The sequence below is a fragment of the Streptomyces sp. NPDC029956 genome (assembly GCF_055574655.1).
Window position 1 is genome coordinate 20,942 of the sequence record NZ_JBVHZJ010000027.1, and the last position, 15,087, is coordinate 36,028.

General features: G+C 73.2%; 12 protein-coding genes and 1 pseudogene. 7 read left to right on the forward strand and 6 right to left on the reverse strand.

Going from position 1 to position 15,087, the window contains the following annotated elements; all coding sequences use genetic code 11:
* Positions 1 to 3: 3 nt before the first annotated feature.
* Complete coding sequence (locus tag ACZ4XX_RS21840) at positions 4 to 558, reverse strand: TetR/AcrR family transcriptional regulator (RefSeq protein WP_468509518.1); 555 nt, start codon at positions 556 to 558, stop codon at positions 4 to 6.
* Positions 559 to 572: 14 nt separating this feature from the next.
* Positions 573 to 1,154 carry a sugar O-acetyltransferase gene (locus tag ACZ4XX_RS21845; protein WP_468509519.1) on the reverse strand — a complete coding sequence of 194 codons (582 nt, stop codon included), beginning with the start codon at positions 1,152 to 1,154 and terminating at the stop codon, positions 573 to 575.
* 394 nt (positions 1,155 to 1,548) lie between these two features.
* On the opposite strand from ACZ4XX_RS21845, the gene ACZ4XX_RS21850 reads away from it, so the two are divergent.
* On the forward strand, positions 1,549 to 2,715 hold the full coding sequence (locus ACZ4XX_RS21850; protein WP_468509520.1) for an alanine--tRNA ligase-related protein: 1,167 nt from the start codon (positions 1,549 to 1,551) through the stop codon (positions 2,713 to 2,715).
* 822 nt (positions 2,716 to 3,537) lie between these two features.
* Here ACZ4XX_RS21850 and ACZ4XX_RS21855 read toward each other — a convergent pair.
* Positions 3,538 to 4,023 carry a VOC family protein gene (locus tag ACZ4XX_RS21855; protein ID WP_468509521.1) on the reverse strand — a complete coding sequence of 162 codons (486 nt, stop codon included), beginning with the start codon at positions 4,021 to 4,023 and terminating at the stop codon, positions 3,538 to 3,540.
* 257 nt (positions 4,024 to 4,280) lie between these two features.
* Positions 4,281 to 4,961: a hypothetical protein gene (locus ACZ4XX_RS21860; protein ID WP_468509522.1), complete on the reverse strand. Its 681-nt coding sequence runs from the start codon at positions 4,959 to 4,961 to the stop codon at positions 4,281 to 4,283.
* A 333-nt stretch (positions 4,962 to 5,294) separates the two neighbouring features.
* Here ACZ4XX_RS21860 and ACZ4XX_RS21865 point away from each other — a divergent pair, with 333 nt between their 5' ends.
* The 3 genes and pseudogenes from ACZ4XX_RS21865 to ACZ4XX_RS21875 all read left to right on the forward strand — a co-directional run.
* Positions 5,295 to 7,772 carry a SpoIIE family protein phosphatase gene (locus ACZ4XX_RS21865; RefSeq protein WP_468509523.1) on the forward strand — a complete coding sequence of 826 codons (2,478 nt, stop codon included), beginning with the start codon at positions 5,295 to 5,297 and terminating at the stop codon, positions 7,770 to 7,772.
* A gap of 131 nt (positions 7,773 to 7,903) precedes the next feature.
* On the forward strand, positions 7,904 to 8,587 hold the full coding sequence (locus ACZ4XX_RS21870; protein WP_468509524.1) for a transcriptional regulator: 684 nt from the start codon (positions 7,904 to 7,906) through the stop codon (positions 8,585 to 8,587).
* Positions 8,588 to 8,648: 61 nt separating this feature from the next.
* Positions 8,649 to 8,840, forward strand: a pseudogene (locus ACZ4XX_RS21875) (IS5/IS1182 family transposase); the annotation flags it as partial.
* A 106-nt stretch (positions 8,841 to 8,946) separates the two neighbouring features.
* Here ACZ4XX_RS21875 and ACZ4XX_RS21880 read toward each other — a convergent pair.
* A complete protein-coding gene (locus ACZ4XX_RS21880) occupies positions 8,947 to 9,405 on the reverse strand; it encodes a hypothetical protein (protein WP_468509525.1) in 459 nt (152 codons plus the stop codon).
* A gap of 210 nt (positions 9,406 to 9,615) precedes the next feature.
* Entirely contained in the window at positions 9,616 to 10,089 is a 474-nt protein-coding gene (locus ACZ4XX_RS21885; protein WP_468509526.1) for a GNAT family N-acetyltransferase, read from the reverse strand.
* A gap of 147 nt (positions 10,090 to 10,236) precedes the next feature.
* Between ACZ4XX_RS21885 and ACZ4XX_RS21890 the strand changes: the two genes are divergently transcribed.
* From ACZ4XX_RS21890 to ACZ4XX_RS21900, 3 genes are all read left to right on the forward strand, one after another.
* Entirely contained in the window at positions 10,237 to 11,160 is a 924-nt protein-coding gene (locus ACZ4XX_RS21890; protein WP_468509527.1) for a hypothetical protein, read from the forward strand.
* A 281-nt stretch (positions 11,161 to 11,441) separates the two neighbouring features.
* Positions 11,442 to 14,606, forward strand: a complete 3,165-nt coding sequence (locus ACZ4XX_RS21895) for a type 2 lanthipeptide synthetase LanM family protein (protein ID WP_468509528.1) — start codon at positions 11,442 to 11,444, stop codon at positions 14,604 to 14,606.
* A gap of 166 nt (positions 14,607 to 14,772) precedes the next feature.
* Positions 14,773 to 14,973, forward strand: coding sequence for a hypothetical protein (locus tag ACZ4XX_RS21900; protein ID WP_468509529.1), 201 nt, complete (start codon positions 14,773 to 14,775; stop codon positions 14,971 to 14,973).
* The last annotated feature ends 114 nt before the right edge of the window (positions 14,974 to 15,087 follow it).

Below are 15,087 nucleotides of genomic sequence, written 5' to 3' on the forward strand. Positions count from 1 at the left end.
GGTCTACCCGGCCTGTGCGGGGGTGGTGATCCGACGGACCGCCTCGCTCGTGAGTCCGCGGTCGTGCGGTGCGGGATCGAGGGCCCGGTGGAGGGTGAGCCCTTCGATCAGCGCGTCGAGCTGGCGCGCGGTGCCGGGGTCGAAGTGCCGTTCGAGGAGGATCCGGCTGCGCCGCATCCACGCCTGGGTCAGCTCGCGGTACTCCGGACGCCGGGCGGCCAGTGTGTACAGCTCCTGGGTGAGGACGAGGTCGCGGCGCGGCCCGTCGGAGATGGTGTGAACGAGGTCGATCACGGCCTCACGCGCCCGGTCGGGACCGTCGACATCGGCCAGGTGCTGCTCGAAGACGGTGACGATGTGGTCGGCGAAGAGCGTGAACGCCTCGCGCAGCAGCTCGTCGATGCCGGCGAAGTGATAGGTCATCGAGCCGAGGGGAACGCCGGCGCGGGCCGCGATCCGGCGGTGCGAGACGCCGGCGACGCCCTCGTCGGCGATGTGGTCGAGGGCGGCGGCGAGGATGCGCTCGCGGCGCCGCGGGTCGGTGTGTCCGGTGGCCATGGCGGCAGGGGCCGTCAGAGGTCGCGGACGGGCCGGGCGGGGTTGCCGACGGCGACGACGTTCGCGGGGATGTCCCGGGTGACGACCGCGCCGGCGCCGATGACGCTGTTGTCCCCGATGGTCACACCCGGGCAGACGATGACGCCGCCGCCGAGCCAGACGTTGTCCCCGAGGGTGATCGGCCGCGCGGCCTCCAGCTTGTCCCGCCGGGGCTGCGGCTCCAAGGGATGCGTGGGTGTGAGGAGTTGGACGTTCGGCCCGATCTGGCAGTCCTCGCCGATGGTGATCGCGGCGACGTCGAGCGCGGTCAGGTTGTAGTTGACGAAGGTACGGGCTCCGATGGTGATGTTGCTGCCGTAGTCGACGCGGAGCGGCGGCCGCACGTCGATGCCCTCGCCCGCGGACCCGAGCAGTTCCCCGAGGATGGTGCCGGCCTCGGCGGGATCCTCCAGGTAGGCGTGCTCGTAGCGGGCGGCGAGCCGCATCGCGCGCCGCTGCCGGCCGGCGATCTCGGGATCGTCGGCGATGTAGAGGTCGCCTGCCAGCATGCGCTCCAGAGGGGTGCGCGGGTCGTCGGCGAAGTAGTCGGTCGTCATGCGTACGATCGTACGCCCTGAAGCGTACGATCGTACGCATAGTCCCGGAGACGACGCTCCGGGAGCGAGAACGGGTACCGGTTCGGCGGCTTGCCCATGCGACTGGTGGGGCTCCTGATGCCAGGCGCCATGACCGTCGGCCTCGGCCGTCGGGTGGAAAACCAGCTGCCCGAACGACGGCGGCACGCTAGCGTCGCCCGTATGAACGTCACCGGCCGAAGCCTCACCGCGACCGCGCGAGCGACCAGCTCGCCGGTTGCCGCCGCCTGACCTTCCCCCTCCCATCGGCGACCGGAAACGGCCCGTCGGTGTTTCCGTGGCTCCTCCGCCCGATGCGACGACCTGCCGGCCCGTTCTCCGGTGCCTCCCTTGCCGTACGCGAAGGAGTCATCCCATGAAGACCGAGCACATCGTCCGTACGTTCGTCGAGTACTTCGAGGAGCGCGGCCACCACCGCATCACCGGATCGACGCTGCTGCCGCCCCCGGGCGACCCGGTCCTGTTCACCACGTCCGGCATGCACCCCCTCACCCCCCACCTGGAGGGGCGCCCCCACCCGCAGGGCCGGCGCCTCGTCAACGTACAGCGCTGTCTGCGCACGACGGACCTGGAGGAGGTCGGGGACGCCACCCATCTGACCGTCTTCGAGATGCTCGGGACCTGGTCGCTGGGCGACTACGAGGGCCCCCAGAGCCTCGAATGGGGATACGACCTGCTCACCGAGGGCCTCGGCATCGACCCGGGCCTCCTCCACGCCACCGTGTACGCCGGAGACGAGCGGACGGGACAGGACAGCGCCTCGCTGGAACTCTGGCAGAACCGCGGCGTCCCCGTGGAGCTCACCGTCACCGACAACTGGTGGTCCAACGGGCCGACCGGCCCCTGCGGCCCCGACTCGGAGATCTTCCTGTGGAGCGGGGACAGCCCGCCCCGCTCGACACCCACCGAGGACGACCGCTGGGTGGAGGTGTGGAACCACGTGATGATGCGTCACCGCCGCCTCGACGACGGCTCCCTCGTCCCGCTGCCCCAGCGCAACGTCGACACCGGGCTCGGCCTGGAACGGCTCGCCTCGCTGCTCCAGGGGAAGCCGTCCGTGTTCGAATGCGACGTCTTCGACCCCTGGCGCCGCCTCGTCCCGCTGATCTGGACGCTGGACGAACAGACCCGGCGACTCGTCCACGACCATCTGCGCTCGGCCGTCGTGGTGAGCGGCGACGGGGTGCGGCCCGGCAGCACCGGACGGGGGTACGTGGTGCGCCGTCTGGTCCGCCGCGTGCTCACCGTGCTGTGGCGGGACGACCCGACGCGCAGCCTGGGCGACCTTCCGTCCGAGTTGATCGAGCACACCCTGCACCACTTCCGGCAGGACACGGACCCGGGCGAGGTGCGTCGGATGCTGCTCGACGAGGAAGGCCGGTTCGGACGGCTCCTCGAACGCGGCCGGCAGGTGCTCGCCCGCCCGCGGTTCCAGCGCCCGCTGGACGAGGGGGACCTCCATTACCTCCACGACACGCATGGTCTGCCTCGTGACCTGGTGAGGACGCTGCGCGAGGAGTGAGAGGGGAGGGTGAGGGGCGTAGGGCGAGGGGCGAGGGGTGAGGGGTGAAGGGCGAGAGGTGAAGGGTGAAGGGTGGGGGCTCCGCACGACCGGTTCACCCGTGACGGTGGACCCGGTCCGAGCAGCCGCGCGCCCCGGGCCGGTTCGGGCACGGTGATCCCCATGCACCCCCGCCGTACGACGTTCCTCCTGCTCTCCGTACTCCTCACCGCCGGCTGTATGGCCGTTCCCCACCCGCCGTCACCGCCCCGGCCCCACCCCGCGCCCGGAGAGCCGGTGCCCGCCGGCGACCGGCCTCCGACCCCGCTTCCCGTGCCGGTTTCTGCCTGGCCCGTGCCCGCGCAGCCCGTTCCGCACGAGGAGATCGCCGAGACGGAGCCGCTCCCCGGCACGCCGAGCGGGAGGCCGAGAGGAGGGCCGGTCACCCCCGGAGCGGTGGGGGTTCCCGACGTTCCCACCGCAGGGCGGTCACCGGAGCGGAGAGCGGGGACGCCGCCGACGTACAGAGGGTCGACGGACACGCGGAATCCGGCCGGTTCGCCGAAGCGGGCGAAGCAGGCCGCCGGGAAGACGCGCACTCGTACGGAACCCCGGGCGGCGGCACCGTCCGGGCGGAAGACGGCACGTCCCAAGGCGCCGTCCGCCGCCCACGGAGGGCCGCGGCCGACGGGCGCGGGGACTCCGGAGATGCGACGACTGTGTCGCCAGGCCGAGGACATCGACGCTCCCATGGGCGCGGCCGACCTGTGCCGCGGCTTGTACGGCCGTTGACGGCGGGGAGGCGACGGCGCGGCCCGGGGGCGGCCAGGCACGACCCCGGGGTCAGGCGCCGTTCGACCCGGAGTTCAGGGACTCCATCGCTTCCTCGGCCCGCTTGCCCATCTCCTCGGCCGGAACGTCCTCGATGTGCGAGGCGACGTTCCAGCGGTGCCCGAAGGGGTCCTCGAACTGGCCGGTGCGGTCGCCGTAGAACTCGTCCTTGACGGCCGACAGTTCCTTCGCGCCCTGCGCGAGCGCCCGGGCGAAGACCGCGTCGACGTCCGACACGTACACGTGCAGGGTGATCGGCGTGCCGCCGATCGACTTGGGGGAGCGGAACCCGATGTCCGGGAACTCGTCCGCGAGCATGATGACCGAGTTCCCGATGGCCAGTTCGGCGTGGCCGATCCTGCCGTCCGGGGCCGGCATCCTCATGCGCTCCTCGGCGCCGAGCACAGTCACGTAGAAGTCGATGCCGGCCGCGGCTCCGTCGACACAGAGATACGGCGTGACCCGCGGATACCCCTCGGGGATGGGTTGGACGGTCACGGTTTCAGCCTTTCCGGACGAGGCGGTCGCCGTCGACCGCCACCTCCGCCCACTGATATCCCGGCCCCCGGACGACGCGGCGGAGCCGCGCGGCCGGGCGACCACGGGATGCCCCGAAGAGCCGCCGCCGTGGCCGTCAGGACGTCGACTTCACCGCGAGAACGTTCCGGCGGTCCACCGCTCCGGCGGTTCGCCCCCTCCCGCGGTCCACCCCTCCGGCGGTTCGCCCCCTCCCTCGGTCCGCCGCTCCCCGTGGTTCAGCGGCGGGCGCCGCCGACGTACAGCTCCAGGTCACGGCGGCGGGCGACATGACCGCGCCACCCGGCCAGCAGCACCAGCACCGTCCAGACGGTGAGGCCGCCGAAGAGTCCGTCCAGGCGGCCGGCCGCGTCGATCTGGTCGGCCTGTTCCAGGGGCACCTTGCCGCGTGAGTCGCGCACGACGGCGAGGCGTTCGCCGACGGCCGGGGCGCCGCTGCCGCGGTAGACGAACCTTTCCGCGAGCTCCTGGCCGTCGGAGCGGCGCAGGGTCAGTTCATGGTGCTTGCTGCCGGTGCCGGCGGCGCTGTCGGCCACCACGACGACGTTCTCGCGCACCCCATAGCGTTCGAGTGCCAGTTCGGGCGCGTACTGGACCGCGCCGACGAGCACGAACAGTGCCGGCGCGACCGCGAGCAGGAGCAGCCAGACGCCCCGGTGCAGCAGATGGAGCAGCGCCCCGAAGATCACGCACAGCACCACTCCCGTGCCGATGGCCACCCACTCCGCGCTCGGGACGAGGAACGAGACGCCCGAGACGACGGCGGCCGACCCCCAGACGTACAGCATCAGGGCGAGCGTGCGACCCACCGCCGTACGCGGTCGGGCGGACCGGCGCACGGAGGCGGGCGGATGGCCGACGCCGGGTGCTGCTGCGCTGCCGCGGATGGCCTCTGACATGCACGTTCTCCTGATTCTGACCGCCCCTGACGGGTGCGGCGGCCGACGACGGTGCACGATAGCCGACGGGCGGGCGCCACCTGCGGGCCGCCGTCTCTCCGCCCCCTCCCCGCCCCGACTCCGCCTCCGTCCCTGGCCCCGCCTGCGCCCTCGCCCCCGTCGCGCGGGCACCCGGCGGGCGACGTATCGTCCGAATATGCGTGACGAGCGCGTATCCCGCCGTCGACCGCGCTCCGGGCCACCGGGCCCGGCCACGTGGGCCGGTGGGCTCCGCCGCGCGCCGCGCCCGGACCCGCGCGGTGCCGTGCCCGCCGCCACGGGCGGGTGAGGCTCATGGGCGAGAACGCGGGCAGCGGGACCGAGGACGTCTTCGCCGACGGCCGGATGGCCGCCGTGCTCACGGGTCTCATGCGGGACACCGACGCCTCGGTGGGGCTGGTCTACCTGCTGATCCCGGGGGACCGGATGCTGCGCCTGGTGCTCATCTCGGGCCTGTCCCGGGAGATCATCGCGCCCTGGGTACGGATCCCGGTCGACGCCCCGATCCCGGTCGCCGAGGCCATCCGCGACCGGCGGCTCGTCTGGCTGAGCGGCCTGCAGGACATCGCCCACCGCTACCCGCGGATCGGGATCGTGCTGCCGTACGACTTCATGCTTGCGGCCGTCCCCATCGCCGACGACACGACGGTATGGGGCGGAGTCGTCCTGCTCTGGCCGGTCTCGCGCGCGCCGGAGCTGGACGCGCGCGAACACGAGACGCTCGAAGCCCACTGCCGTCTGTCGGCACGGCTGCTGCGGAGGGCCGCCGACCAGGATCCCCCGCCGCCCCATCCCACCGAACCGCTCGTCGTCCACCCGGAGCGCCCCTCCGAGGCCGACCCCGCCCTCGCGGCGGCCGCACTGGACCTCGCGGAGCGGCTGCCCGTGGGGTGCTGCGCCCTGGACCTCGACGGCCGCATCACCTTCATCAACACCGCCGCCGCCGAGCTGGTGAACGCCGGTGCGGCGGCGCTCCTCGGGAAGCGGCCGTGGGAGACGCTGCTGTGGTTGAACGACCCCGCCTTCGAGGACCGCTACCGTGCCGCGGCCGTGACCCGGCAGCCGACGTCGTTCACCGTGGTGCGACGGCCGGCGACGTCGCTGCTCTTCGAGCTCTACCCGGACGCGACCGGCATCAGTGTGCTCATCATCCCGCAGGCGGACGGCCCGCCGCCCGCCGACGGCCCGCCGGGGCCGCAGGACGGGCCCGTCCCCTACGAGGGGTCCGCCCCCGGGGTCGTGACCGACTCGGGGCCCGTGACCGACTCCGGGGCCGGGACGACTGCCTTCGGGGCCGCGACCGACTCCGGGGCCGCGACCGCTCAGGGGGCCGGGACCGGTCCGCCCTCCGCGACCGTTCCCGGCTCGGCCCCTGGCTCAGCCCCCGGCCCCGCGTCAGGTACCACCGGTACCGCGTCCGCTGCCCGCGGCCCCGCGTCAGGCGCCATCGGCCCTGCGTCCGCCGCCACCGGCCCCGCGTCAGGCGTCCCCGCGTCCGCTCGCGTTCCGAATCTGCCGAACCGCCCCGGCGAGCCCGTCGGTGCCACCGCGGTCTACCAGCTGATGCATCTGGCCGCGTCCCTGGCCGAGGCGGCCGGCGTGCGCGACGTCGTCGAACTGGTCGCCGACCAGATCGTGCCCGCCTTCGGCCCGGAAGGTCTCGTCCTCATGAGCGTCGACGAGGGCCGACTGCGCGTCATCGGCCACCGCGGCTACAGCGAGGAGTTCATCGAGCGCTTCGACGGCAAACCGCTCACGGCACCGTTCGCCGACGCCCAGGTGCTCTCCACCGGCGTCCCCGTCTTCTTCCCCACCTACGATGACCTCCGCCGCGCCCATCCCCTCGCCCCGCGTTACGAGGGCCGCAACGCCTGGGCGTTCCTGCCCCTGATCGCCTCCGGCCGGCCCGTGGGCTCCCTGATCCTCTCGTACGTACGGCCGCGTCCCTTCCCGTCGGCGGAGCGCGCGCTGCTCACCTCGCTGGCCGGGCTCATCGCCCAGGCACTGGACAGGGCCCGGCTGTACGACGCCAACCGCTCCCTCGCGCGCAGCCTCCAGAACGTTCTGCTGCCGCACAACCTGACCCCGCTCCCGGGTCTCGACGTCGCAGCCCGCTATCTGCCGGCCGGTCACGGCATGGACATCGGCGGGGACTTCTACGACCTCGTCCGCGCCACTCCCACCTCCGTCGTCGCCGTCATCGGTGACGTCCAGGGACACAACACCACCGCTGCCGCGCTCATGGGGCAGGTGAGGACCGCCGTCCACGCGCACGCGACGGCGGGCGCGTCGCCCGGCGACATCCTGGCGCGCACGAACCGGCTGCTCGACGACCTCGACGCCGACCGTTTCACGAGTTGTCTGATCGCCGAGTTCGACCTCGCCCGGCACCGGTTGCGACTGGCGAGCGCGGGCCATCCGCCGCCCCTCCTGCGCCGGGCGGACGGCAGCGCCGAGGTGCTGGAGGTCCCGCCGGGGCTGCTCCTCGGGATCGCGACGGACGTCACCTACGACACCATGGAGCTGCCCTGGGAACCCGGCTCCGTCCTCGCCCTGTACACCGACGGTCTCGTCGAGGCACCGGGCCTCGACATCGGTACGGCCATGGCCGACCTGGCGGAGAGGCTCGGGGTGTCCGACGCCCCTGATCTGGACCGGCTCGCGGACGAGCTGACCCTGCACGTCAGGGACGCCGCGCACCGGACCGACGACGTGGCCCTCCTCCTGCTACGGAGACCGCAGCAGCCGCTGACGCCGCCCTCCCCGCAGTAGCTCCCGGCCACGGGCCCTCGACTCGGGTCCTCGACTCCGGGTCCCCGGCTTCTGCGCCTCGGCTCGGGGTCCTCGGCCTGGGGCCGTACGAGGAGGGTCCCGCCCCGACCGGGCGACCTATGCTCTGACGTGTGGTGAACCCCAGCGATCTCCAGGACTTCGCGGCAGGCCCCGTCGTCTCCGCCCCCGAGCTGCTCGCCCTGCACGCCGTACGGCTCAAGGGCGTGGCCGGCGACGACGAGGCCGCGGCACGCTACGGGCTCGACCCCGAGGTCGTGGGGGAAGCGCTCCTCGACCACGAGGCGAGGGGGTGGGTGACCCGACGGGCGTTCGCCGGGACACGGGGGTGGACCCTGACCGATTCCGGCCGGGCCGAGGGGGAGCGGCAGCTCGCCGCGGAGCTTGCGAGGGCGGGGCTCGCACCCTTCGTACGGGAACGGTACGAGACGTTCCTCGCCCACAACGCCCGTTGTCTCCGGGCGTGTACCGACTGGCAGTTGCGGCCCGACGGCGCGGGGCGGCTCGCCGTCAACGAGCACGGGGACGCGGCGTGGGACGGGCGGGTGCTCGACGAGCTCACCGAACTCGGCGGGGTCATCGACGTGCTGTCGGAGGAGCTGGGGGCGAGAATCGGCCGCCTCGGCGGCTACGGCCCCCGCTTCACGGGCGCGCTCGCGCGGGTCCGGCGCGGCGAACTGTCGTGGGTCGACCGGGTCAAGGAGGACTCGTGCCACACGGTGTGGATGGAACTCCACGAGGACCTGCTCGCCACCCTCGGCATCACCCGCGGCGAGGAGCATACGGCGCGCGCCTAGCACTCCGGCTGTAGATCGTGATCCCGCAGGCGGAGCGGTGCGGTGCGGAGACGGGTGCGGCCACCTGCGGCGTCGGCTTCGCTCCCGGGGCGTCGCGCCATGGACCGCCCGCCGGGGCGTCGGGACCTCAGGGCGGCTCGGCCGCCACCGCCGGGTCATCGAACGAACCATGTCCTGGCCCACCGGCTGCCGCCGGCTCCACCGACGCTACGCACGCAGGCCGGAACACCTGCTCGCCTTCGCAGCCATCGCCACCGGCAGTCTCCAGCAGCCTGATCGACTGCCGACGACCCACGACGTGAAACGACGTTCGAGGGACACCGTCGACTGTGATGAACCCCGGTCCTTCAAGGCCGGCATCATGCGCAGCCCGACTCGTCGTCCTCGGGGAGCGACGAGCGGACTCTGCGCACCACGAAGGGCGGCAGAAGCGGGTTGTCGGAAGGAGCCGTCCAGTCGAATCGACTGCGGACGCTGCGCAGGCGGGCGGCAGCGCTTTCGGCCTCGGCGATGCCCGTCTTCGCGCGGCGCCGAAGGGCTCCGTCGACGATGGCACCCAACGGCGCGTCGGGGAACTTCTGCCAGCGCTTCGGGCGCCGGCCGTTCATGCGCGCCTCGACGGCGTCGGCGCGGACATCGTCGGGTGAGCCCAGGAGAGCCGCCAGCGCGGTCTGTGCGTGACGTCGGTTGGCGCTGTTGGGGAACCGCTTGTTCCTGCGGATGCTCTTGCGTGAGCTCTTGTCGTTCTCGCCGTAGTTGTTCCGATGGTCCTTGACGTAACTCAGCCGCTTCTTCTCCTGGGGTGTTCTGCGCGTCAACGTTCTTGTGCCTCCTTCGGCCCAGGAGCGCCAGGGTAGCCAGGTGCGGGCAGGTCGGCCACGCCGTTTCCGGGCGGCGCCGGACGGCGGCATGCCGCCCCCGGGGCGAAGAGGGGGAACCTCATCCATCGCCCTGGAACCGCCATGAGGAACGACGCCCTACGGCGATGCAGAAGCCTCCGTCTCCCGGGCCCGGGAGCGGTGCTCACGTCAGATGTCGAGCGGTAGTTCCAGCAGTTCTTCGGGTGGCTGGAAGCCGGAGCGCAGGTAGAGAGGGCTGCTGCGGTCCGACGGCCAGACGATCAGGGTGTTGAATCCGGCGCGGCGGGAGTGCAGTCGGAGCGCATCGAGGAGCGCCGAGCCGGTTCCCTTGTTCCGTTGGGCCGGCGTGACGAAGAAGTTCGTGACGTAGCCGATCGGGGTGTTGTCGTCGTAGGGCTCAGGCAGCCTCTCCACCGGGCAGAGGAAGACGTGGCCGCAGATGTCGTCTCCGGTCTCCGCGACCCAGGCCAGCCACCGGCCGTCGCCGAGCCGGTCACGGATCCAGTGTTCTGCCTCGTCCAGGGGCCGGGCCGGAGGCGGTGGCTGCCCTGCGTGGTCCTCTTCCTTGAACTCCCAGCGCAGTTCGGCCAGGCGGCGCGCATCGTCGGGTCGGGCTCGGCGCACGGTGCAGTCGGTGGTCATGGGGCGAGTTTTCCGGAGGCGAAGCGGTGGGGTGAACCGATTTCCGTCGTCGCCGGTTTCTGGTCGTGTGTGAGGGGCGCCATGGCCGACCCCGGTGGAGCAGCCCGTTTCCGGTGTGGGGGAGTATGGGGGCGGGAGGGGATTTGAATGCGTTCAGAAAGTCGGGAACCGGCGTTGGTGCGGGTGTCGGACAAGCTCGCCGAGGTGGTGACGGCGTCGATGTCCGTGCTCTTCGTCGAGGCGATGATCGGGGTGACGGCGCTCGTCGTGTGGGAGGAGGCCCAGGAGAGCACGGTCACTCCGACGGTCGACGCGCTGGGGATGATCTTCCTGATGGTGACGCCGCTCGGGGCCGCGCTGGGGGCGCTGCTGTCGTTCGGACTCGTCATGCCGCTGATGCTCGGGGCGGGGTGGCTCGGCCGCAAGGTGTCGGGACGCGAGGTGTGGTGGTGGGTTCCGGTGCTGGCGGCCGTCGGCGCGGCCGTGTCCGTACCGGTCGTGGTGGCGGCGACGGCCGGCGGTCTCCCGGCCGCGCTCTGCTGGTGGATCGCGGCGGCCGTCGCGCTCGCCGCCCCGGCGCTGACCGCCCGCAGGGTTCTGCTCCCCGATCGCCCGAAGGTCTCGGCCACCGCCATGTTCGGGTGGGTCGCGCTGTACGGAACACTCGCGTTCGTCACCGCCTTCACCGTCGCCGGAATCGCCCTGTACGCGGGGATCGGATACGAGCCTCCGCAGCTCAGCGCGGAACGCGTCGCCGGGACGTGGTCCGACGGCAGGGGCGGGACGCTCGCTCTGGCCGCGGACGGCAAGGCCACCGCCACCCGGGTCGAGACCTTCCACTTCGACGACTCCTTCGACGTCGAGGTGCGTGCGTGCACGGGCACCGGAACCTGGACGTACGACCCGGGCACCGGCCCCGGCTCCCAGAAGGTGACGGTGTCCGTCGAGAACTGCACCATGGACGACTGGTGGGTCGCGGGCGACGCCGAACTGCCGAAGCTGTACGTCACCTACGGCGACCCCGACGACGGCGAGGTGTACCCGCTGCTGCGTGGCGTCCACGGGCAGTAGGGAACCACGGGCGGCGCGGCGTACCGCTGGGGGAAGGGCGGCTACGGCCACGGACCCGGCGCGCGAGTGGTACCTCGAGCTCGGACGGCACCACGGCGCGCCACGGCTTTACAGCGCCACGGCGCAGCACGGTGTCGTGGGAGGTGGCGGTTGCCTGGCACCCTCAGCGTGCCGGCCGGTGGAAAACATGGGGGGATGTTCCCCATGTACCGCAGGCCCACCCCGTACCAGGATCGGACATGGCCCGGAGCGGTGGGCCGGGTCGGTTCGAGGAGGGGGCGATGGCGGTGGGAGCCGGATACGAGGCGGCGACGTCGCTGTCGGCGAACGAGCGGTGGTGGGACAGCGGGCTGGTCCGCGGCGACGGGGACGCGGAACGGCCGGACTGGGCCGTGCTGGCCGAGGAGGCCGTGGCCGCCGCCGCCCCCGCCGCGGGCGTATCCGAGGTGCCTGCAGGGGAGTTGCCCGGGCTCAGCGGCTTCGAGTGGGTCCTGCGGCCGTTCACCGACCGCGCGGGGGAACGCCTGGAGCGGCGCCTGTCGGGCCGCGTGCGCGAGCTGGTGGACCTGACCGCCGTACGGGACGACCTGGAGCGCCGGCTCAGCGGCAGGCTGGCGCGGGCCGCCGCGCGGACCCTGGTCCTCGAGTTGCACGAGGCGCGCAGCGCCGGGCGGCTCGAAGGCGACGACTCGCGGGCCCGGTTCCGTGACTTCCTGGCGTGCACCGCCTCCCGGCGCGGGCTCTCCGACCTCCTCGCCGGGCGTCCCGTACTCGCCCGGATCCTCGGGCGCGCTGCGCTCGACGCGGCGGACGCGGTGGCGGAGGCGCTGGAACGGCTCGCGGACGACCGCGCCCTCCTGACGGCCTCCGGCCTTCTCGCGGAGTCCGGCGGCGACCCGGGGCCGCTCGTGGGCATCGAGCCCGGCGCCGGCGACGGGCACCGGGGCGGGCGCAGCGTGATGCTGCTGGGCTTCGCCGACGGCACCCGGCTGGTGTACAAGCCGCGCCCCCTCGCCGTGCACCGCCATTTCAACGAGCTCGTCGCCTGGTTCAACGGGCTGCCCGACACCGTGGACCTGCGTACCCTGCGGCTGCTCGACCGGGGCGCGTACGGCTGGGTGGAGTTCGTCGCCGCGCGGCCCTGCGCCTCCGAGGCGGAGGTCGAGGCGTTCTACCGCCGCCAGGGTGCGCTGCTCGCGCTGTTGCACCTGCTCGACGGGACCGACCTGCACCACGAGAACCTGATCGCCGTCGGCGCCCACCCGGTCCTCGTCGACGTGGAGACCCTGTTCCACCCGCCGCTCCCGGGCTCCGGCACGGCCGACCCCGCCGCCCGCGCGCTCCACGACTCGGTGTACCGGGTCGGGTTGCTGCCGCAGCTTCTGGTCGGCGACCACAGTGCTCTTGACGTGTCAGCGGTGGGAGGCGGTCATGCGGGCGTGTCGCCCGTCGAACGCGCGGACTTCGCCGACGCCGGTACCGACCGGATGCGCCTGGTGCGCAGGGCCGGGACCTTCGGCGAATCCGCCAACCGGCCACGCGGGACGGACGGCGGGCCCGTCGACCCGGGGGCCCACGTCGACGCGCTCTGCGTAGGCTTCCGGGCCGGGTACACGGCCATCGGCGCAGCGGCCGGCGAACTGCACGGAGAATCAGGCCCGTTGGCGTCGTTCGAGGATGACGAAGTGCGCGTGGTCGTGCGTCCCACCTGGGTGTACACGCTGCTGCTCGACGAGTCGACGCACCCCGACCTCCTGAAGGACGCGAACGCACGGCAGCGGGTTCTCGAGACCCTGCGGACCGAGCAGTTCGGACCGCTTCTCGCACCCGGCGTGATCGACGAGGAGATTGCCCAACTCTGGTCGGGGGACGTGCCGTTGTTCACCGCCAGGCCCGGTCGCGACGACCTCCGGGGCGCGCCGGGAGGCCCTCCGGTGGACCGTACGGACCTGCCTGGCATCGGCCGCGTCACCGCGAAACTCGACGCCCTGGACACCGTCGACCGGCAGGACCAGGAATGGATCGTACGGGCCGCGATGGCCACGACCTCCCGTGTCCCCGCGCACCGGCCGGTCGCGGCACGGCGCACCCGTACCGCCGGTCGCGCCCCCGAGCCGGAGCGGCTGCTCTCGGCGGCCAGGTCCGTAGGGGACCAACTGGTCTCCCTCGCGTACCGCGAAGGGCCGCGCAGCAACTGGATCGGCCTGGAGCTTCTCGACGACCGGTACTGGCGGATCGGTCCGATGGCGGCCGACCTGGCCGACGGCTACACCGGACCGGCCTTGTTCCTGGCCCAGTTGGCGGCCCTCACCGGCGCCGGACACTACGCCGAGGCGGCCCGTACGGCCCTGGCGCCGATGCCCGGACTCCTCCACGCACTCCACGCCAGGCCCGAGGAACTCGGCGCGGTGGGCTCGGGTGCCTTCTCCGGCCTCGGCGGCATCGCGTACGCCCTCGCCGAGACGGCACGGCTGCTGGACGATCCGGAGGTCGGCGCCTGGGCATCGGGCGCACTGCGGCTGGCCGCCGCGGCGACCGGGGCCGAGCCGGAGTACGGGGTCGGCGCGGGGCTCGCGGGCGGCCTTGTGGCGCTGCTGGCCGCGTACGGCGGGCGTGTGGCTGCCGGTGCGGTTCTCGGGGCGGGTGCGGGTGCGGAGGACCGCCCGGGCGCCGATCCGGAGATCGTGCGGGCCGCACGGGCCTGCGCGGACCGGCTGGTGGCGGCCACCACCGCCGCCGCGGATCCCGTAGATCCCGCGGGTGCCGAACTCGCCGCGCTCCGGCATGGCTTCACGGAAGGAGCTGCCGGGATGGGATGGGCCCTGCTGCGGTACGCCGAGGCGGAGGCCCGGGTCGTAGCCGGGGGCACCGTCGGGGCGGGGCGTCACGCCGTCGAGCGGTACCGGCTCGCGGGGCTGTCCGCGATCCGGGCGGCGGTCGGCGCACATGCGCCGCACGGCACCCCGGGACCGGGCGGAGGTCGCAGGGGAGTCTCCGCCCCCGTCCCGGGCGCCCGACGCGCGGGCATCGCCAGGGCCTCGGCCTGGTGCCGGGGAGACGCCGGCATCGCACTCGCCGTGCTGGACGCCCCGGGCGCCCTGGCCGACCCGCACCTCGCGGCCTGGGCCCGCGGGACCGCCGAGCGACTGGGGCAGAACGGGGCCGCTCCCGACGACAGTCTGTGCCACGGCGAGGCGGGCCTGTGCGAACTCCTCGGCCATGCCGCCCTTCCCGAAGCCCGACCGCACTGGATCCGCCGAGCAGGGGCGCTCCTCGCCTCCGTCGAGGAGAACGACGCCAGGAGCGGCGCCCCGGACGGAGTCCCGCACCCCGGTCTGCTGACCGGTCTCGCGGGGATCGGCCATGGACTCCTCCGCGCGGGATTCCCGGAGCGCGTACCGTCGCTCCTCCTCCTGCGCACCCCGGAAGGCCACCGGAACCGCTGACCCGCACCACGTTCGACCGCAGAGCACGCCCGACCCGCACCCTCCACGACCCGCGCGACACCCACACCACCCACGACGACTACCCCACTCAGCCCACCTCACCCACACCCCAGCACAGCTCGGCACGACCACCACTCCCGCGGACACGAAGGACGAGTGAGAACCCATGCAGATCAGTGACTCGGTGACGTACGTCAACGGCGGTGCCGGCACGGAGGCCGCGACCCAGGACGACCCGGTCGGCGAAGTGACGCTCGGTACCTCCGGCATGCTGGGACGGCGCGGTCGGCTGCTCAGGACCTCCGATCTGGACACAGTGGCCACGTGGGACATGCCCTACACCACGGGCACCATCACGGTGTCCTGACGCGCGAGCGGGCGTGGGGGGGGGGGGGGGGGGGGGGGGGGGGGGGGGGGAGGGAGGGGGGGGGAGGGGGAGGGGAGGGGGGGGGGGGCGGCGGGGGGGTGGGGGGGGGGGGGA